Source organism: Bradyrhizobium sp. USDA3516 (assembly GCF_057651995.1).
In genome coordinates this window covers 30,283-48,817 of the sequence record NZ_JBYGYN010000012.1, presented here as the reverse complement: position 1 = coordinate 48,817, position 18,535 = coordinate 30,283, and the positions used below count along the sequence as shown (strand labels likewise).

Sequence of the window (18,535 nt, the reverse complement as noted above, 5' to 3'; positions counted from 1 at the left end):
GAGCCTCGGCGCGCTCCTACTTCACGGGGCGCTTCTCGAGCTTCCTCGCCAGTGTCCGCCGGTGCATGCCGAGCCGGCGGGCCGCTTCCGAGATGTTGAACTCGGTCTCGATCAAAGTCTGGTGGATGCGTTCCCATTCCAGTGTCTTGATCGAGGTCGGCCGCGTATCGAGCGCGACCTCGGCGTTGCCTTCGGCCTTGTGGAAGGCGGCCTCGATGTCGTCGGTGTTCGACGGCTTTGCCAGATAGTGGCAGGCCCCTAGCTTGATCGCCTCGACGGCGGTGGAGATGCTGGCGAAGCCGGTCAGCACCACGATCAGCATGTCGGGATCGTGCGTGTGCAGCAGCTCGACGCAGGCGAGGCCCGAGGCGCCGCCGAGCTTGAGGTCGACCACGGCATGGCCGAAGGAGCGCTCCTCCAGCACCTGGCGCACCTCCTCGATCGAGGCGGCGAGCACAACCTCGTAGCCGCGGCGCTCGAATGAGCGCTTCAGCGTGCGGGCAAAACCCGCATCGTCCTCGACGACGATGAGCGAACGGTCAGACGTCAAAATTCCCTCCGATCGCCAATGTTGCGAGCGGCAGCGTGAGGCGCACCGTGGCGCCGCGCTTCCTGTGGTTCTCGGCGGTCACGGTGCCGCCCAATTTGCGCACGACGTTCACCACCAGGAACAGGCCGAGCCCGCCGCCGGCGCGGCCCTTGCTCGACTGGTAGGGTTTCCCCAGCTGCGCCAGCATCTCCGGCGCAAAGCCGGGGCCGCGGTCGGAGATCGACAGAACGAGATTGTCGCCCTCGCGCTCGGTGACGAGCTCGATCCATTCGCGCGAGACCTCGTAGGCGTTGTCGAGCACGTTGAAGATGACCTGCTTCAGCGCGACGTCGGAGACGATTGCGACGTCCTCGCCGAAGGTGTTGACGAAGTAGAGCGTGCGGGCCGAGCGCGCATTGCGCCATTCGTCGACCAGCGCGGTGACGAAGGCCGTCACCGTCGTCGGCGAGGAGCCTTCACCGCGCGCTTCGCCCGCCGACACCAGGATGCCGGTGACGATCGACTTGCAGCGCTGCAGCGACGTCTCCATTTCCGCGAGGTCCTCGGCGAGCTCCTGATCGGCGGCGAGATCGGGCATGCGGCGCCAGTCGCTGAGGATCACCGAGAGCGAGGCGAGCGGCGTGCCGAGCTCATGGGCCGCGCCGGAGGCGAGCAGGCCCATGCGCACGATATGGTCCTGCTCGGCGGCATGCTGGCGCAGCGCCGCCAGATGCGCGTCGCGCTCGCGCAAGTTCCTGTTGATGCGGGTGACGAACACGACGAGCAGCACGGCGTTGAGCACGAATCCCATGAGCATGCCGAGCACTGTCAGCGTATAGGTCTCGCTGAGCGGATTGGGCGGCAGGTCGAGCGGCCGGTAGGCCAATGTCAGCCAGACAAAGCTCGCGCAGGTCAGCGCCACCAGCGACCAAGTCGAGCGGGCATCAAGCAGCACCGCGCCGAGCGTCACCTGGAGCAGGAACAGCGAGGTGAAGGGGTTGGTGGCGCCGCCGGAGAGATAGAGCTGCGCGGTCAGCGCGGCGACGTCCAGCATCAAGGCGACCAGGAGCTCGTTGTTGGTGATCGCGGCGCGATGGCGCACCCAGACCAGGCTGGAGACGTTGAGCAGCACCAGCGCGCCGATCACCGCGCCCATCCGCTCCAGCGGCAGGGGAATGCCGAGGCCGAAATGCACGGCACCGATGGTCACGATCTGGCCGACCACCGCGGTCCAGCGCAGCTGGATCAGCAGCGCCATGTTCTTGCGGTTGGTCTCGTCCTCGGTCGGCATGGCGCCGATCAACTCGCTGCGCGCGTCGGCCTGCGATTGCAGCGTGACGGCCTGCCCATCACGCCCAAGCGTCTGGGAAAGCGTTTTCCCGTCGTCAGGTCGGCTCGACGATCGTTCCAGCATCTGATCCCGTCCTGCGGGCGACGGCACCCGGGCCGCCGGCCTTGTCGTGGACGAAGCGCTTGCGGCGGAACAGCCCGCCGCCGAACATGACGAAAAGCCGGCCGGCCAGCATGAAAGCCAGGGCAAACCACGTCAGCGCGTAGATCAGGTGGTTATTGGGAAAGCGGATCACGGTCAATCCGCCGATTGGGCCGCCGGCAATTTGTGATCCGGCGTCGGCGTCCACGAAGAAGGGCGCGACCTCGCGCAGGCCGCGCGCCGCCGCAATGGCGGCGACGTCCCGCGAGTACCAGCGGTTGTGCTGCGGCACGTTGGTCCGCAAGAAACCGCCCTTCGGCTCCGTGATGCGCAGCAGGCCGGTGATCTCCACCCGACCTTGCGGATTGCCGTCCCGGCGCGTCGATGCGTCGCGTCGCTCGGGGGGCACGAAGCCGCGGTTGATCAGCACCAGCGTGCCGTCGTCGCGCGCAAGCGGCGTCAGCACCCAATAGCCCGGGCCTTGCTCGGTGACGGCCTGAACCAGCGTCTCGCTCTCATGCAGGAAGCGTCCGCTGAGGCTGACATGCCTGTATTCGTCGCTTGCGGCGCTGACGGCGGGCCATGATGCGGGCGAGGGGATCGGCTGTGCCGGCGCGTGGACGCGCTGCTCGACCCGGTCGATCAGCGCCAGCTTCCAGGCGCGGCGCTCGATCTGCCAGACGCCGAGCGCGATCAGAAGCACGAAAGCAATGAGCGAGAGGATCGTGAGCCACAAGGACGGCGATCGCGCAGCCTTGCTGCGCGCATCTCCGTCCTCACCCGCCACGGTCCCGGTTTCGCTCACTTCATGCCGCTCATCTGGTGCATCGGCATCATGTTGCTGTTGAGGTGGCTCATCACCCACAGCGACCCCGACAATGCGATCACCACCATCACGATAGTAAAGATCAGCGCCATCATGGTCCAGCCGTTCTCGGACGTCGTGTTCATGTGCAGGAAGTAGACCATGTGCACGACGATCTGCACGATCGCGAAGGCCATGATCACCAGCGCGGTGATCTGCTTGCTCGGCAGCGCACCGCTCATCACCAGCCAGAACGGGATCGCGGTGAGCACGACCGAGAGCACGAAGCCGAGCATGTAGCCCGAGAACGTGCTGTGGGAATGGCCGCCCTCGTGGTGATGGTCGTGCGCGCCGGCTGCGTGGGTATCGGTGCTCATCGCAGAACTCCCAGGAGATAGACGAAGGTGAAGACGCCGATCCAGACCACGTCGAGGAAGTGCCAGAACATCGACAGGCACATCAGGCGGCGGCGGTTGGCCTCGATCAGGCCGAACTTTCCGACCTGCACCATCAGCGTCACCAGCCAGATCAGGCCGCAGCTGACGTGCAGGCCGTGGGTGCCGACCAGGGTGAAGAAGGCGGAGAGGAAGGCGCTGCGCTGCGGGGTAGCGCCCTCGTGGATCATGTGGGCGAACTCGAACAGCTCGATGCCGATGAACGCGGCCCCGAACAGGCCGGTGATCGCCAGCCAGATTTGCGTCTGGGCGACCTTGTTCTGCTGCATCGTCAGCATGGCGAAGCCGTAGGTGATCGACGACAGCAGCAGCATCGACGTGTTCACCGCGACCAGGTTCAGGTCGAATAGGTCCTTCGGCGCGGGGCCGGCGGCGTAATTGCCGCCGAGCACGCCGTAGGTGGCGAATAGGATCGCGAAGATGAGGCAGTCGCTCATCAGGTAGATCCAGAAGCCGAGCGAGGTGCTCCAGCCTTCCGGATGCGGATGCTCGTCGGCGAGGTAGAAGACCGGCTCGCCGGTCTGCGAGGGATTGACGGCAACGGTCATTTACTTGGCTCCGGCGAGCAGCTTGGTGCGCGCATCCTCGGTCCGGATGACGTCGTCAGCCGGAATGTCGAAGTCGCGGTGATAGTTGAAGGTGTGGCCGATCCCGACGGCGAGCATCGCGACGAAGCTCAAAGCGGCGAGCCACCACATGTACCAGACGAGAGCAAAGCCCATCACGGTGGCGAAGCCGGCGAGGATGATCCCGGTGCCGGTGCTGCTGGGCATGTGGATCGGCTTGAACCCGGTGAGCGGACGCTGATAGCCGCGCCGCTTCATGTCCCACCAGGCGTCATTGTCGTGAACGACCGGGGTGAAGGCGAAGTTGTAGTCCGGCGGCGGCGAGGAGGTCGCCCATTCCAGCGTGCGCGCGTCCCAGGGATCGCCGGTGACGTCCTTGAGCTGCTCGCGCTTGAGCAGACTGACCGCGAACTGCATCAGCATCGCGAGGATGCCGATGAAGACGAACACGGCACCGATCGCGGCGATGACGAACCAGATCTGCAAGGACGGATCGTCGAACACGCGTAGGCGGCGGGTCACGCCCATCAGGCCAAGCACGTAGAGCGGCATGAAGGCCAGGTAGAAGCCGGTGACCCAGAACCAGAACGACATCTTGCCCCAGAACGGATCGAGCTTGAAGCCGAACGCCTTCGGGAACCAGTAGTTGATGCCGGCGAACGCGCCGAACACCACGCCGCCGATGATCACGTTGTGGAAGTGCGCGATCAGGAACAGGCTGTTGTGCAGCACGAAGTCGGCCGGCGGCACCGCGAGCAGAACGCCGGTCATGCCGCCGATCACGAAGGTCAGCATGAAGGCGATGGTCCACATCATCGGCAGCTCGTAGCGGATGCGGCCGCGATACATCGTGAACAGCCAGTTGAACATCTTCGCGCCCGTCGGGATCGAGATGATCATCGTGGTGATGCCGAAGAACGAGTTGACGCTGGCGCCCGAGCCCATCGTGAAGAAGTGGTGCAGCCACACCAGGTAGGACAGGATGGTGATGACCACAGTGGCGTAGACCATCGAGGTGTAGCCGAACAGCCGCTTGCCCGAGAAGGTCGAGGTGACCTCGGAGAAGATGCCGAACGCCGGGAGAACCAGGATGTAGACCTCGGGGTGCCCCCAGATCCAGATCAGGTTCACGTACATCATCGGGCTGCCGCCGAAATCGTTGGTGAAGAAATTGGTGCCGACATAGCGGTCGAGCGACAGCAGCGCGAGCACCACGGTCAGGACCGGGAAGGAGGCGACGATCAGCACGTTGGTGCAGAGCGAGGTCCAGGTGAACACCGGCATCTTCATCATGGTCATGCCGGGGCAGCGCAGCTTGACGATGGTGCAGATCAGGTTGATGCCGGATAGCGTCGTTCCGACGCCGGCAACCTGCAGCGCCCAGATGTAATAGTCGACGCCGACGTCGGGACTGTAGCCGATGTTCGACAGCGGCGGATAGGCCAGCCAGCCGGTGCGGGCGAATTCGCCGATGAACAGCGAGGCCATGACCAGCACCGCGCCGCCAACCGTCATCCAGAAGCTGAAATTGTTCAGGAACGGGAACGACACGTCGCGCGCGCCGATCTGCAGCGGCACGACGTAGTTCATCAGGCCCGTGACCAGCGGCATCGCCACGAAGAAGATCATGATCACGCCGTGGGCGGTGAAGACCTGGTCGTAGTGATGGGCGTTGAGATAGCCTTCGGAGCCATTGAACGCGAGCATCTGCTGGCCGCGCATCATCAGTGCGTCGGCGAAGCCGCGCAGCAACATCACGATGCCGAGGATCATGTACATGATGCCGATGCGCTTGTGGTCCACCGTGGTGAACCATTCGCGCCAGAGATAGCCCCAGAGGCGGAAATAGGTGAGGCCGCCGAGCAGCGCGGCGCCGCCGAGCGCGACCACCACGAAGGTGCCGACGACGATCGGCTCGTGCAGCGGCAGCGATTCGAGGCCGAGCCGGCCGAAGATGAGCTTGAGAAGATCAGGAGACATGCGAACTCTCTTTAGGAGTCGGACTTCGGACGCTGTCCGAGAAAGAAGGACGAGGACTTCAGCGGCGTGAACGACGGCCGCTTCAGGCCGGCGCCGAGAAGCGGGGCGGTGTCGATGGGCGCCGTGATGGACGCGGTGGTCTTGCCCTGCGGCGCATCCGGCGTGCAGGTGCCGGCGACGAAGCTCGGCTCGGGTCCGAGCGGGCTGCCGCGGCGCGCATACTTGTCGTAGGTCAGCGGCAGCGTGTTGTTCAGGCCCTGATGGCCGTTGCCGCCCTTGGCGTCGATCGCCATCATCTCGCTCTGGCACATCTTGCCGGTCTCGACGCACATGTTGAGGATCAGGCGGTAGAGATCGGCATCGACCGTGCCGAAGCGCCGCACCGGCTCGTTCTGGCTGGGCTTCTCCAGCTGGAGATATTCGGCGCGGCCGAGCGAGCCGCCGGCCGACTTGGCGCTGGCGATCCAGTCGTCAAATCCCTTGTCGTCGAGGCCCTTGAAATTGAAGTGCATGCCCGAGAAGCCGGCGCCGCTATAGTTCGCCGAAAAGCCCTTGTAGGTGCCGGCGTGGTTGACGACGGCGTGGAGCTTGGTCTCCATGCCCGGCATCGCGTAGATCTGGCCGGCGAGCGCGGGGATGTAGAACGAGTTCATCACCGAGGACGCGGTGATGCGGAAGGTGATCGGGCGATCGACCGGAGCTGCGAGCTCATTGACGGTGGCGATGCCGAAATCCGGGTAGATGAAAAGCCACTTCCAGTCGAGCGCGACGACGTCGACCTCGAGCGGGGCCTTGGACCTGTCCACCGCGCGCTCGGCATGAATGCGGCCGAGGGTGCGATAGGGGTCGAGCAGATGCGTGCCCATCCAGGTCAGCGCGCCGAGGCAGACGATGATCAGAAGCGGCGCCGACCAGATCACCAGCTCGAGCTTGGTCGAGTGATCCCAGTCCGGCTCGTAGCGGGCCTCGGTGTTGGACTGGCGGTAGCGCCAGGCGAACAGCACCGTCAGTGCCATCACGGGCACGACGATCAGCAGCATCAGGACGGTGGAGATGATGACGAGGTCGCGCTGTTGCGCTGCGATATCGCCGGCTGGCGCCAGCACGACGTAGTCGCAGCCGCTGACCGCGGCAGCCAGAGGTAGTAGCGCCAGGATCTTGAGACGAGACACGGGCCGAGCCTTATGAGAATGAGTTTCCTTTGCGGGGCCAACGGGTAGCTGCGGCGCAACAATCCGGACATTGGACAATTTGTCCAATGTTGCAGTGCGGGAGGTTGGGCCAGACAGGAGCAGATTGCCTGGCGCCCGCCGGGCGGTCGGCTTTGGTTTTCAGGACGTTAAGGGCGCACGAATGGCGACGGCACAGACCCCCGCAATGGCAGACCTCCACACGGGCGAGCACGGCCACGACCAGGCCAGTCCCGGCGAGATCGCCATCGGCGTCATCATCGGCCGCACCTCGGAATTCTTCGACTTCTTCGTCTTCGCGATCGCGTCGGTGATCGTGTTTCCGCGCCTGGTGTTCCCGTTCGCGAGCGAGCTGACCGGCACCCTCTATTCCTTCATGATCTTCGCGCTGGCCTTCATGGCCCGGCCGATCGGCACCGTCATTTTCATGACCGTCGACCGGGAATACGGCAAGACGGCCAAGCTGATCTCGGCGCTGTTCCTGCTCGGCACCGCCACCGTCGCGCTCGCGTTCCTGCCCGGCTATCAGGAGATCGGCGTCGCCGCGATCTGGCTGCTGGCACTGGCGCGCATCGCACAGGGCCTGGCCTGGGGCGGCGCCTGGGACGGCATGGCCTCGCTGCTGGCGCTGAATGCGCCGGCCTCCCAGCGCGGCTGGTACGCGATGGTGCCGCAGCTCGGCGCCCCGCTCGGGCTGATCGTGGCGAGCGCGCTGTTCGCCTATTTCGCCGGTCTCCTATCGGCCGATGACTTCTTCGACTGGGGCTGGCGCTATCCGTTCTTCGTCGCCTTCGCCATCAACGTCGTCGCGCTGTTCGCGCGCCTGCGCATGGTCACCACGGAAGAATACGCCACGCTGTTCGAGACCCGCGAATTGCAGCCCTCGCGCATCTCGGAGACGGTCGCGCGCGAAGGCCAGACCATCATGCTCGGTGCGTTCGCGCCGCTGGCGAGCTTTGCGCTGTTCCACATGGTTACGGTGTTTCCGCTGTCCTGGGTGTTCCTGTTCACCCGCGAAAGCCCGGTGCGCTTCTTGATCATCGAGATCGTCGCCGCCGTGTTCGGCGTCGCCGCGATCGTGGCCTCCGGCATCATTGCCGACCGGGTCGGCCGCAAGTCGCTGCTGATGGGATCGGCGATCGCGATCGCCGTCTACAGCGGCTTCGCGCCGCAGCTGCTCGACGCCGGCGCGTTCGGCGAGACCATCTACATGGTGATCGGATTCATCCTGCTCGGCCTGTCCTTCGGCCAGTCGTCGGGCGCGATCGCCTCGAACTTCCGGCAGGCCTATCGCTATACGGCGTCCGCGCTGACCTCCGACATGGCCTGGCTGTTCGGCGCCGGCTTCGCCCCGCTGGTCGCGCTGCTGCTCGCCACCAATCTCGGCGTCATCGCCTCGGGTGCGTATCTGCTGTCCGGCGCGTTCTGGACCCTGCTCGCGCTCTGGCTCAGCGGCCAGCGCGAGGCGGGGGATATGGACGCGGGGCGCTGATCGCTCGGCGCACGCAGGACGGCAACGGCGCTCCTCGCGCCGGGCTGATTTCGACGAATGACGCTTGATCGCGCCACGACGGAGGTGCGCACCCTCTCCCGCTTGCGGGAGAGGGTGCACCGAGCCCGTGGCAATCGATTCAACCTAGAGCCATTCCGCTCAATGCATCTCACCCCTCCCGCTGCCGCAACAGCGCTTCGACATCCAGCCGCTTGGTGAACATCGCGAGCTTCCCGTCAGGCCCGAACGGCCATTGCTCCCGCGGCTTGTCCCAATATAGCTCCACGCCGTTCTGATCGGGGTCGCGCAGGTAGAGCGCCTCGCTGACGCCGTGGTCGCTGGCGCCATCGAGCGCAATCCCGGCCGTGAGCACCCGATGCAGCGCATCCGCCAGCGCGGGGCGCGTCGGAAACAGGATAGCGGTGTGATAGAGCCCGGTGGTGCCTGGCGGCGGCGGCGAGCCGCCCTTGCTCTCCCAGGTGTTGAGCCCGATGTGGTGATGATAGCCGCCGGCCGAGATGAAGGCCGCGCCCGAGCCCATTCGCTGCATCAGCTCGAAGCCGAGCACGCCGCAATAGAAGCCGAGCGCACGATCGAGATCGGCGACCTTGAGGTGGACGTGGCCGATCCTGGTGCCGGCAGGAATGACTGGGCTTTGCGACATGTAGATGCTCCCTCGAAAACATGCACGTAAGCCCCGCATCGAGCCAGTGCGACGGCCAAACGCGAAACCCATCGTTTCCGAATGGGAAACTAAAGCGCGATGCGACTAGGATGAATCGTCATCGCGCTTTAGGTTATTGTTTGAGCATGATCTTTTCGGAAAACCGCTTCACACTTTTCCGGATCATGCTTTAAGCCAGCTCCGACACCTCGCCTTCGGGCAGGCCGAACTCGAAGGTGTTCAGAGTCATCGACACCAGCGTGTAATAGCCGCACAGCCCGATCACCTCGACGACGCCGCGTTCGCTGAGCAGCTTCACGGCGTCGTCGTAGAGTCCCTTCTCGACGCCGTGGCCCTCGTGCAGCGACTTCGCGAGATCGTAGATCATCTTGGCCTTGGGGTCGTCGAAGTCGGGCGTGCGGCGGTCGCGGATAGCGTCGATGATCTCGCCCTTCATGCCGCCGGCGAGCGCCAGGCGCTTGTGCGCATACCATTCGTAATGCGCGGTCCAGTGCCGCGCCGTCACCAGGATCGCGATCTCCGAAAGTTTCGCCGGGAAGATCGTGTCGAAGCGCATGACCTCGCCGAGCCGCGTGGCGTGGCGCGCCATCTCGGGGCTGTTCAGCCAGGCCATCATCGGCGCCGGCGGCTTGCCGCGCTTGCCGGCGATCGACTCGTCATAGGTCTGCCGCTGGCTCTCGTTCATTTCGCCAGGCGAAAGAAGTCTTAGGCGCATTGTCGTTTCCTCTTTGTTTTCAAGGCTCGCCGCAGCACTGACTATAACCGATAAGTGGTTGAATTCCGCGGGGGCTTGGCCCAGACTCGCCGGCAACAATTCGAATTCCGGGTGATGGAAGCGACCAATGACCGATCTCAAAACCAGCGAGTCTGAATCCGCCGATCTCGAAACATTCCGCAACGAGACACGCGCCTGGCTGGAAGCCAATTGCCCGCCGGAGATGCGCAAGCCCGCAACGTCCGATGCCGACGTGTTCTGGGGCGGACGCAACGCAAAATTCTCGTCCGAGCCGCAGCGCATCTGGTTCGAGCGCATGCGCGACAAGGGCTGGACCGTGCCCGACTGGCCGAAGGAGTATGGCGGCGGTGGCCTAAGCGCTGCCGAGCACAAGGTGCTGCGTGCGGAGATGGCGCGGATCGGCGCGCGCCCGCCGCTGTCGAGCTTCGGCATCTGGATGCTTGGGCCGGCGCTCCTGAAATACGGCAACGACGCCCAGAAGAAGGAGCATCTGCCGAAGATCGCGGCGGGCGAGATCCGCTGGTGCCAGGGCTATTCCGAGCCGAACGCCGGCTCCGACCTCGCTTCGCTGCAGACCCGCGCCGAGAGCGACGGCGACGACTTCATCATCAACGGCCAGAAGATCTGGACGAGTTACGCCAATTACGCCGACTGGATCTTCTGCCTGGTCCGCACCGATCCGACCGCCAAGAAGCACGACGGCATCAGCTTCATCCTGTTCGACATGGCTTCGAAGGGCGTCTCGACCAAGCCGATCCTCTTGATCTCCGGCTACTCGCCGTTCTGCGAGACCTTCTTCGACAATGTCCGCGTGCCGAAGTCGCATGTGGTCGGCACCATCAACCGCGGCTGGGACGTTGCGAAATATCTGCTCCAGCACGAGCGTGCGATGATCTCAGGCATGGGCGAGCGCGGTGTCGGCCGGCCGCTCGGCCAGATCGCGGCCGACTCGGTCGGCACCGATGCGCAGGGGCGGCTCGATGATTCCATGCTGCGCGGGAAGATCGCCAGCTTCGACGTCGATGAAGCCGCGCTGGCTGCCTGCGCCGAGCGCGCGGTCGATCTCGCCAAGGCCGGCCAGGCGCATCCGGCGTTCTCCTCGGCCATGAAATATTACGGCACCGAGCTCAACAAGCGCCGGCACGAGATCCTGATGTCGGCGGGCGGCGTCGACGCGCTGGAATGGGAGAGCGAGCGCTCCAGGCAGGGCGCCCGTCCGCGCGCCTGGCTGCGCACCAAGGCCAATTCGATCGAAGGCGGCACGAGCGAGGTCATGCTCGGCATCGTCGCCAAGCGGATTTTGGATCTGCCGGGGGCGTGAGCACGCTCTCATCACCCGTCATTCCGGGGCGCGCGAAGCGCGAGCCCGGAATCCATTCATCGACCAACTCTGCCGCGCGATGGATTCCGGGCCTGGCCCTTCGGGCCATCCCGGAATGACGAACCAGATAGATTTCGAATCGGAAACAAGCACATGGCCCTCGTCCTCACCGAAGAACAATCCATGCTCCGCGATTCCGCGCGCGGGCTGATCAGCGACAAGGCGCCGGTGTCGCACCTGCGCCACTTGCGCGACAGCAAGGACCCCACCGGCTTCTCCAGGGATCTCTGGCATTCCTTCGCCGAGATGGGGTTTGCCGGCTTGCTCGTGCCGGAAGAGTTCGGCGGCAGCGGTCTCGGCTACGTCGAGGCCGGAATTGTCATGGAGGAGATCGGCCGTACCTTGATGCCATCGCCCTTCCTCGCGACGTCGGTGGTGGCGGCGTCAGTGCTGACTCGCGGCGGCAATGCCGCGCAGAAATCGGAATATCTGTCGAGGATCGCAAGCGGCTCGCTGCTCGCGACGCTCGCGATCGACGAGGGCGCCAAGCATCGCCCGCTGCAGACCAGCCTCAGGGCCGTGCGCGCCGGCAACGGCTTCAAGCTCTCCGGCGCCAAGGCGCTGGTGGTCGACGGCCATGTCGCCGATCTCCTCATCGTCGCCGCGCGCACCGCGGGCGCTGCCGGCGAGCGCGAGGGCCTGACGCTGTTCCTGGTCGATCCCAAGGCCAAGGGCGTCGCGATCGAGCGGACCATCATGGTCGATGCGCACAATGCAGCGCGGATCGAGTTCGCCAATGTCGAGGTCACCGCCGACAGCGTGCTCGGCGAAGTCGACCAGGCGGCCGGCCTGCTCGACGGCGTGCTCGATATCGGCCGCGGCGCGGTCGCCGCCGAAATGGTCGGCCTCAGCGACGAGGTGTTTGGCCGCACCGTCGAATATCTGAAGAGCCGCAAGCAGTTCGGCAAGCTGATCGGCGAATTCCAGGCGCTGCAGCATCGCGCCGCCGAGCTCTATATCGACATCGAGATCACCCGCGCCGCCACCATGAAAGCGCTGCAGGCGCTGGATGCCGACGTCGTCAAGGCCGCACCCGCCGTCGCCGTGGCAAAAGCCCGCGCCGGCACCACCGCCACGCGGGCGGTGCAGGAAGGCGTGCAGATGCACGGCGGCATGGGCATGACCGACCAGTTCGACATCGGCTTCTTCATGAAGCGCGCCCGTGTCTGCGAGGAGCTGTTCGGCGACGCCAACTACCACACCGAGCAGCTGGCCAGGTCGCGGGGGTATTAACGATCCTGTAGCCCGGATGGAGCGCAGCGAAATCCGGGTTCTTTCTCACGGCGAGACCGCCCCGGATTGCGCTACGCTCCATCCGGGCTACGGCGGTTGAGGTCGTAGGACGCGCTTTCTCCAATCCCGTCATTGCGAGCGCAGCGAAGCAATCCAGAATCTTTCCGCGGAGACAGTCTGGATTGCTTCGTCGCTGCGCTCCTCGCAATGACGAAGGACAGTGCCCTTTTACCGCATCGGCGGTGCGTACTGCACGCCGCCTGCGTTCCACAGCTGGTTCATGCCGCGCGGGATCTTCAGCTTCGACTTTTCGCCGATGTTGCGATCATACATCTCGCCGTAGTTGCCGACGTGCCGGATGATACGCGCGGCCCAGTCCTTGGTGAGGCCGAGCTGCTCGCCGTAGCGGCCTTCGGTGCCGACGAGGCGCATCACGTCCGGCTTCTTCGACTTCAGGGCCTCGTCGATGTTCTCCGAAGTGACGCCGAGCTCCTCGGCGTTGATCATCGCATACAGCGTCCACTTCACGATCATCATCCAGTCGTCGTCGCGCTGGCGCACGACGGGGGCGAGCGGCTCCTTCGAGATCATGTCCGGCAGGATCATGTGGTCGCCGGGCTTCGAGAGGTTCAGCCGCAGAGCATAGAGCTGAGAAACGTCGGCGGAGAACGTGTCGCACCTGCCGGTGTCGTAGGCCTTCACCACGTCGTCGAGCTTTTCGAACTTCACCTCTTCATACTTCATGTTGTTGACGCGGAAGTAATCGGCGACGTTGAGGGTCGTCGTGGTTCCGGTCTGTACGCAGACCTTGCTGTCTGCCAGGTCCAGCGAGGTCTCCTTGTTGCGCGTGCGCGGCACCATGAAGCCGACGCCGTCGTAATAGGCCACGGCCGGAAAATACAAATCGTAGTCGAGCTCGCGCGCCATGCTCCAGGTCGTGTTGCGCGAGAGGATGTCCACCTTGCGGCTCTGCAGCTCCTTGAAGCGCTCGTTGGCGTCGAGCGGAACGAACTTCGCCTTGCCGGGGTCGTTGAAGATCGCAGCAGCCACCGCGCGGCAGAAGTCGACGTCGAAGCCGGTCCAGTTGCCCTTGTCGTCGGGGATCGAGAAGCCCGGCAGGCCCTTGTTGACGCCGCACAGCACCTCGCCGCGGCGAACCGTGCGCTTCAGGGTGCGCGTGTCGTAGAACTCGTAAATGATGGCCGCAATAGCGACCAGCACGGCGACGGCGAGCCCGATCAGCAGGCCGCCACGAAAAGTGCGCATCATGTTGCTCTCTCGAAAGTATCGGAAAGGGAATGGGAGGAGGGCACGGAGCATGATCCCGAGGGATCATGCTCAAACCTGTGGCCGTTACAGCTCGGGCTTCTGCCGAATGACGACCTTGGTGCCGAGAGGGACGCGATCGTAGAGGTCGGCGACGTCGGCGTTGACCAGGCGGAAGCAGCCCGACGACACCTTGGTGCCGATCGTGTCGGGTCGGTTGGTGCCGTGGATGCGGTAGACGGTGGTGCCGAGATACATGGCGCGGGCGCCCAGGGGATTGCCGGGCCCACCGGCCATGAAGCGCGGCAGATAGGGCTGGCGCTGGATCATCTCCGGCGGCGGCGTCCAGTCCGGCCATTCCTTCTTGTTGGTGATGGTCACCAGCCCCTGCCACTGGAATCCGTCGCGGCCGACGCCGATGCCGTAGCGGATGGCGCGCCCGCCGGGCTGCACCAAATAGAGGTGACGTTCGGCCGTCGAGACGATGATCGTGCCCGGCGGCTCGGTGGTGCGGAAGTAGACCACCTGCTTCTGCCATTCCGGCTCGAGCTGGTATCCGTCATCGGCGATCAGGCCCGGCTCGTCGCCGCGGTCCGGCTGCTGGGCGAAGGCGTGCGGCGTGGACAGGACCAGTCCCATCGCAGCCACGAAAATCCCGGTCAGGCGACGAAAATCCGTCATTCAAGCTCTCCCCGCTGCCACAGCGCAAATCATTCGGAACCATCAAACCTGAGGGGCAAGTTCATGGCAAGTTGATGGCGCGCCACCCTGGCATGTCACGAGAATGCTTTGGTTTTTTGACGGGCTCGGCGCAATGCCACGAACAGGGGATGGCGCGAAAAGCTTAGATGTTGCCGCTCGGGAGGTGAGCTCCCTCCCCCGGATGCGGGGGAGGGCTGGGGAGAGGTATCTCCGCGAAGGGACACTCCCGATGCGGAAAGAGCCCTCACCCGCCGCTTCGCGGCGACCTCTCCCGCAAGCGGGAGAGGCTGAGACCGAGTGCGCCGAAAGACCAACTTCGAATAAGTGGCACTGAATGCCAGTCAGATCTTGTTGCTCTCCGCCGGGATCCCGAGCCGCCGCACGATCTCGGCTCCCACGGCGCGGGCCTCGACCCGCGAGCCGATGCGGGGGCTGCGAAACCGCCGCCCCGAATGCAGCCGGATCACCACGATGCAATGCTCGTCCTCGGAGCGCCCGCGTCGCTCGACCGTGATCGTCTTGACGTCGGGTCCGGAGATGCGGTCGGCGCGCAGGCTGCCGTCCCCCCATAGGCGCTCGACGCGAATATCGTTCGGCCCGATGATCCAGAACGCGCCGGTGGCGAGATTAGCATAGCGATAGACGGCGAATGCGGCGATCGCACCCAGCGGCAGCAGCAGGATATCGACATGGCTCGGTGAGAGGCCGCGCCACAGCTTGTAGGCATAGGGGGCTGCGGACAAGGCCACCGCAAGCAGTGCGACGATGCGGATCTCCCGTGCCGGAAACGCCTCGAGAGGCTCGCCGAGATGCATCTCGGGATTGCTGGCATCGAGCGGGTTGCTCGGCACCTCGACATTGGGAACGTCGAAATGCGCCGCGATCCACGCCACGGTGTCGCGGACATGGGTGACATCGGAAATCGGCGGCGAAGTCAGCCGCTCGCCCGAGTCCAGCGTGAAGGCGAGCTGGAAGCGAGCCTTCACCCGCTTGCTGCCGGGGACCTGCAGCGCCGCGATCTCGTCCTTGCCGACGAGGCGCGTCCTCAGCTTTCCGAACGGCCGCTGCTGGCCGATCAGGATCTCGTCCGGCGTGATGATCCACACCACCGCCGGCGCCATCATGATGCCGACGACGAACCCCGCGCCGACGAGCAGCGCGACCGACGAGATGACGATTTCCAGGGTGTCGTGTGTGAACAGACCGGGCGTGAAACACAGTGCAACCGCGGCCGCACAGCCGGCCATGATCAGCCGCTGCGCGATCGAGGAACCTTCACGAAGGCGGATGTCGGTACTGGTGGTCGCGTCCATTGCGGGCGGCTGATTGCGTCGGTTGCGAAACTCCACGGACGGCTCCGTGGAGTCAAGCAACAAGGGCGACAATTGAAGCCCGCCGCGCGATGACCGTGCGGCGTCAGCTGCTCGCGTTCAGCAGCTTGGCCACCGTGCGATCGATCTCGTCATAGCTGCCTTCGCCGGCGTGCTGGAACACGATCTTGCCGCTCTGGTCGACGATGTATTGCGCCGGCCAATATTGATTGCGATAGGCGTTCCAGGTCTTGGACTCGTTGTCCTGCGCCACCGGATAGGTGATGCCATGGCGCTTCAGCGCGGCCTGCACGTTGGCGGCGGAGCGCTCGAACGGGAATTCCGGCGTGTGCACGCCGACCACGACGAGGCCTCGATCCCGGTACTTGGCGTAGAGGCCGGTGACATGCGGCAGCGTGTTGACGCAGTTGACGCAGCCATAGGTCCAGAAATTGACCAGCACGACCTTGCCGCGGAGATCGGCGATATGAAGCGGCTTCGAGTTGAACCAGTTGGTGATGCCTGTGAAGTCGGGCGCGGCCTGCTGGTTCGCGGCGGCGGTGACGACAGGCGCGGCGCGTGCGGCCTCGTCGCAGATGCCGGGGATGACGGCGCCGGTCACTGTAATGCCGATCAGGGCAGCAGACATTGCGAGCAGCTTGAGAGTCATGGAAAGCGTCCTCCGGTGAAGATGAGGGAATCACAGGCCGATCTGGCCGGTGGGGTAGAAGCCGGTGAGCCACGCCACGATCAGCGTGTCGTATTGGAAATAAGCGGCGACCGCGAAGCCGATCACGACGACGCCAAAGCCCTGCTGGAGGCGTGGTGAGATGCGCGCGAGACTGCGCACATGCGTGGTCGCGGCCTGTCCGCCGTAGGCGATCGCCAGCATCGGGATCGCAGCGCCAATGGCATAGGCGACCAGCAGCGTGCCGGCCCAGCCGAGATTCCTCGATGTCGCAACCAGCGTCAGGATCGAGCCGAGCACGGGCCCTGCGCAGGGCGTCCAGACCAGGCCCAGCGTCGTGCCGAGGATCAGCCCACCGATTGCGCCCTCGCGCTGCGTGGCGCCGGTGTTGCCGAGATCGAGCCAGCCGTTGATCCGGATCGACAGCCATTCGAACGGCGCCGGCCACAGCATCAACAGGCCGAAGGCGAGCAGCAGGACCGCAGCCGCCTCGCGCAGCACGTTCGCATCGAAATCGAAAGCCCGCGTGATCGCCCCGAGCGCCAGCGCGACCATCGAGAAGGAAAAGACGAAGCCGAGCGCGATCATCGCGGGTCGCAGATGCCCCGCGCGCCCGATCGAGGCGCCGAGCAGGATCGGCAACATCGGCAGCGTACAGGGCGCGGCGATGGTGAGGATGCCGGCGAGGAGAGCAAAGAGCAGGTCGAGCATGAGGCACTCGTGAGGGAGGTCACGAGGGCAGTTCGAGATGGATGCGGCGGTCGTTACGACGCGTCACGCCTTCGTGACGGGGCCTTTGAGGCATTCAGTTCGCCACGGCGGCGCTGCGCTCCCTCCCCCGCTTGCAAGCGGGAGAGGCGGGACCCACGGCAACCATTCGGGCCCAAATAAAACGACCCGGACGGGGCATCGTCCGGGTCGCTGGAGGTCTTGGGAGGTTTAACGAAACCGTATGGGAGCTTTATAGAGGGGAAGTTTTTCCGCCTGATGTTGTCGTTTGTTTCAATTGTTTCGCCGGCGGTAACGCTTCCGTGTCCGGGGAGAGGGCCAAAGCGGAGGTCCTATCCCTTTGAAATCATTATTGTTAAGCGGCGAAACGGTCGACGCCGGCGCCCTTAAGCAAATCGGCCAATTGCTTGCGAGCGTAGAACATCCGGGTCTTCACCGTGCTCTGGGGGATGCCGATGATCTGGCCGACCTCCTCCACCGACTTCTCGTGGTAATAGACCAGGGTGATGATCTCGCGGTGCGCCGGCGACAGCTTCTGCACGCAGGCGCGCAGGATGGCGCTGGTGTCGCTGCGGTCGAGCGAGGTCTCCGGCGTGTCGCAATCGTCCGGGATCTGACGCACGTCCTCCTGATCGATGTCCTCGAAGCGGCGCTGGCGCATTGCAGTCAGCGCCTTGAAGCGGGCGATCGAGAGCAGCCAGGTGGACACCTGCGAGCGGCCCTGGAACTGGCCTGCGGTCCGCCACACGTCCAGAAACACCTGGCTGACCAGATCTTCCGCCGTGGTGGCATCGCGCACGATGCGCAGGATGAAGCGGTACACCCGCACATTGTGCCGGCAGTAAAGGATGTGCATGGCGGTCCGATTGCCGCCCGCAATGCTTTCGAGGAGCATGTCGTCCGAGGTCGCCTGAGCGGCGATGATGCTCTGGCTGGCTTGGGCGTTGATGGCGATGACGTTCGGCATGGACTTGGCTCCCCGTAGCGCCGCAACCGAGCGGCGTTTCCTTGGGTCAAAGTGTTAATGAGCCAACGTTTCGGGACGTCTGCACGAAAAGCGGAAAATGGTTTCGTGCGCCGCCAAATTGTTTCGCGGCAACCGCTGCGACGAAACATTCGAGGCAAAAAGTCGCGTGATTTCAACGTACGGAAACTACGGGGGTGGGATTCGGGCCCGGACGGGCGCGCCGCGGAACGTATTTTGGGGGATTGCGTTTTGTCGCGCCGCGCCCACCGCTGTCGTCCCGGGGCGCGAAGCGAGCCCGGGACCCATAACCCCAGGAAGACGTGTCGCGCGAGCTTGCCAACTCCGAGTCTTCGCCAAACCCACGGCTTGTGGTTATGGATCCCGGGCTC

General features: G+C 64.7%; 18 protein-coding genes. 3 read left to right on the top strand and 15 right to left on the bottom strand.

Going from position 1 to position 18,535, the window contains the following annotated elements; translation table 11 throughout:
- Positions 1 to 16: 16 nt before the first annotated feature.
- Genes AC24YW_RS30965 through cyoA form a run of 7 tightly spaced genes read right to left on the bottom strand, consistent with a single transcriptional unit; the run spans position 17 to position 6,939 of the window.
- Positions 17 to 550: a response regulator transcription factor gene (locus AC24YW_RS30965; RefSeq protein ID WP_487486271.1), complete on the bottom strand. Its 534-nt coding sequence runs from the start codon at positions 548 to 550 to the stop codon at positions 17 to 19.
- Positions 540 to 1,943, bottom strand: a complete 1,404-nt coding sequence (locus AC24YW_RS30960; protein ID WP_487486270.1) for an ATP-binding protein — start codon at positions 1,941 to 1,943, stop codon at positions 540 to 542. Before AC24YW_RS30960 ends, AC24YW_RS30965 begins: the two co-directional genes overlap by 11 nt.
- On the bottom strand, positions 1,915 to 2,766 hold the full coding sequence (locus tag AC24YW_RS30955) for an SURF1 family protein (RefSeq protein WP_487486269.1): 852 nt from the start codon (positions 2,764 to 2,766) through the stop codon (positions 1,915 to 1,917). Before AC24YW_RS30955 ends, AC24YW_RS30960 begins: the two co-directional genes overlap by 29 nt.
- Entirely contained in the window at positions 2,763 to 3,143 is a 381-nt protein-coding gene (gene cyoD / locus AC24YW_RS30950; RefSeq protein ID WP_487486268.1) for a cytochrome o ubiquinol oxidase subunit IV, read from the bottom strand. Before cyoD ends, AC24YW_RS30955 begins: the two co-directional genes overlap by 4 nt.
- Positions 3,140 to 3,769, bottom strand: coding sequence for a cytochrome o ubiquinol oxidase subunit III (gene cyoC / locus AC24YW_RS30945; RefSeq protein ID WP_487486267.1), 630 nt, complete (start codon positions 3,767 to 3,769; stop codon positions 3,140 to 3,142). The genes cyoD and cyoC overlap by 4 nt, the downstream gene beginning before the upstream one ends.
- The gene (cyoB, locus tag AC24YW_RS30940; RefSeq protein ID WP_487486266.1) at positions 3,770 to 5,767 is read right to left on the bottom strand and encodes a cytochrome o ubiquinol oxidase subunit I; all 1,998 of its coding nucleotides are present in this window, start codon (positions 5,765 to 5,767) and stop codon (positions 3,770 to 3,772) included.
- Positions 5,768 to 5,778: 11 nt separating this feature from the next.
- A complete protein-coding gene (gene cyoA / locus AC24YW_RS30935; RefSeq protein WP_487486265.1) occupies positions 5,779 to 6,939 on the bottom strand; it encodes a ubiquinol oxidase subunit II in 1,161 nt (386 codons plus the stop codon).
- Positions 6,940 to 7,120: 181 nt separating this feature from the next.
- Here cyoA and AC24YW_RS30930 point away from each other — a divergent pair, with 181 nt between their 5' ends.
- Positions 7,121 to 8,449 (top strand): MFS transporter, encoded by a 1,329-nt coding sequence (locus tag AC24YW_RS30930; RefSeq protein ID WP_487486264.1) that lies wholly within the window; start codon positions 7,121 to 7,123, stop codon positions 8,447 to 8,449.
- Between the two features lie 169 nt (positions 8,450 to 8,618).
- Here AC24YW_RS30930 and AC24YW_RS30925 read toward each other — a convergent pair whose 3' ends face one another.
- Positions 8,619 to 9,113 (bottom strand): VOC family protein, encoded by a 495-nt coding sequence (locus AC24YW_RS30925; protein ID WP_487486263.1) that lies wholly within the window; start codon positions 9,111 to 9,113, stop codon positions 8,619 to 8,621.
- 190 nt (positions 9,114 to 9,303) lie between these two features.
- A complete protein-coding gene (locus AC24YW_RS30920; protein ID WP_487486262.1) occupies positions 9,304 to 9,849 on the bottom strand; it encodes a carboxymuconolactone decarboxylase family protein in 546 nt (181 codons plus the stop codon).
- Between the two features lie 127 nt (positions 9,850 to 9,976).
- Here AC24YW_RS30920 and AC24YW_RS30915 point away from each other — a divergent pair, with 127 nt between their 5' ends.
- Both AC24YW_RS30915 and AC24YW_RS30910 read left to right on the top strand, forming a co-directional pair.
- Positions 9,977 to 11,191, top strand: coding sequence for an acyl-CoA dehydrogenase family protein (locus AC24YW_RS30915; RefSeq protein WP_487486261.1), 1,215 nt, complete (start codon positions 9,977 to 9,979; stop codon positions 11,189 to 11,191).
- A 153-nt stretch (positions 11,192 to 11,344) separates the two neighbouring features.
- Positions 11,345 to 12,484: an acyl-CoA dehydrogenase family protein gene (locus AC24YW_RS30910; RefSeq protein WP_487486260.1), complete on the top strand. Its 1,140-nt coding sequence runs from the start codon at positions 11,345 to 11,347 to the stop codon at positions 12,482 to 12,484.
- A 228-nt stretch (positions 12,485 to 12,712) separates the two neighbouring features.
- Here the strand turns inward: AC24YW_RS30910 and AC24YW_RS30905 are convergent, their stop codons facing one another.
- The 6 genes from AC24YW_RS30905 to AC24YW_RS30880 all read right to left on the bottom strand — a co-directional run bounded on the left by AC24YW_RS30905 (position 12,713) and on the right by AC24YW_RS30880 (position 18,146).
- On the bottom strand, positions 12,713 to 13,750 hold the full coding sequence (locus tag AC24YW_RS30905) for an amino acid ABC transporter substrate-binding protein (protein ID WP_487486459.1): 1,038 nt from the start codon (positions 13,748 to 13,750) through the stop codon (positions 12,713 to 12,715).
- An 87-nt stretch (positions 13,751 to 13,837) separates the two neighbouring features.
- Entirely contained in the window at positions 13,838 to 14,431 is a 594-nt protein-coding gene (locus AC24YW_RS30900; RefSeq protein ID WP_025033379.1) for a L,D-transpeptidase, read from the bottom strand.
- 362 nt (positions 14,432 to 14,793) lie between these two features.
- Positions 14,794 to 15,765 (bottom strand): hypothetical protein, encoded by a 972-nt coding sequence (locus tag AC24YW_RS30895; RefSeq protein WP_487486458.1) that lies wholly within the window; start codon positions 15,763 to 15,765, stop codon positions 14,794 to 14,796.
- Between the two features lie 103 nt (positions 15,766 to 15,868).
- On the bottom strand, positions 15,869 to 16,432 hold the full coding sequence (locus AC24YW_RS30890; protein WP_036020278.1) for a thioredoxin family protein: 564 nt from the start codon (positions 16,430 to 16,432) through the stop codon (positions 15,869 to 15,871).
- Positions 16,433 to 16,462: 30 nt separating this feature from the next.
- Complete coding sequence (locus AC24YW_RS30885) at positions 16,463 to 17,161, bottom strand: cytochrome c biogenesis CcdA family protein (RefSeq protein WP_487486259.1); 699 nt, start codon at positions 17,159 to 17,161, stop codon at positions 16,463 to 16,465.
- Positions 17,162 to 17,534: 373 nt separating this feature from the next.
- Positions 17,535 to 18,146 (bottom strand): sigma-70 family RNA polymerase sigma factor, encoded by a 612-nt coding sequence (locus AC24YW_RS30880; protein WP_275519584.1) that lies wholly within the window; start codon positions 18,144 to 18,146, stop codon positions 17,535 to 17,537.
- Between the last annotated feature and the right edge of the window lie 389 nt (positions 18,147 to 18,535).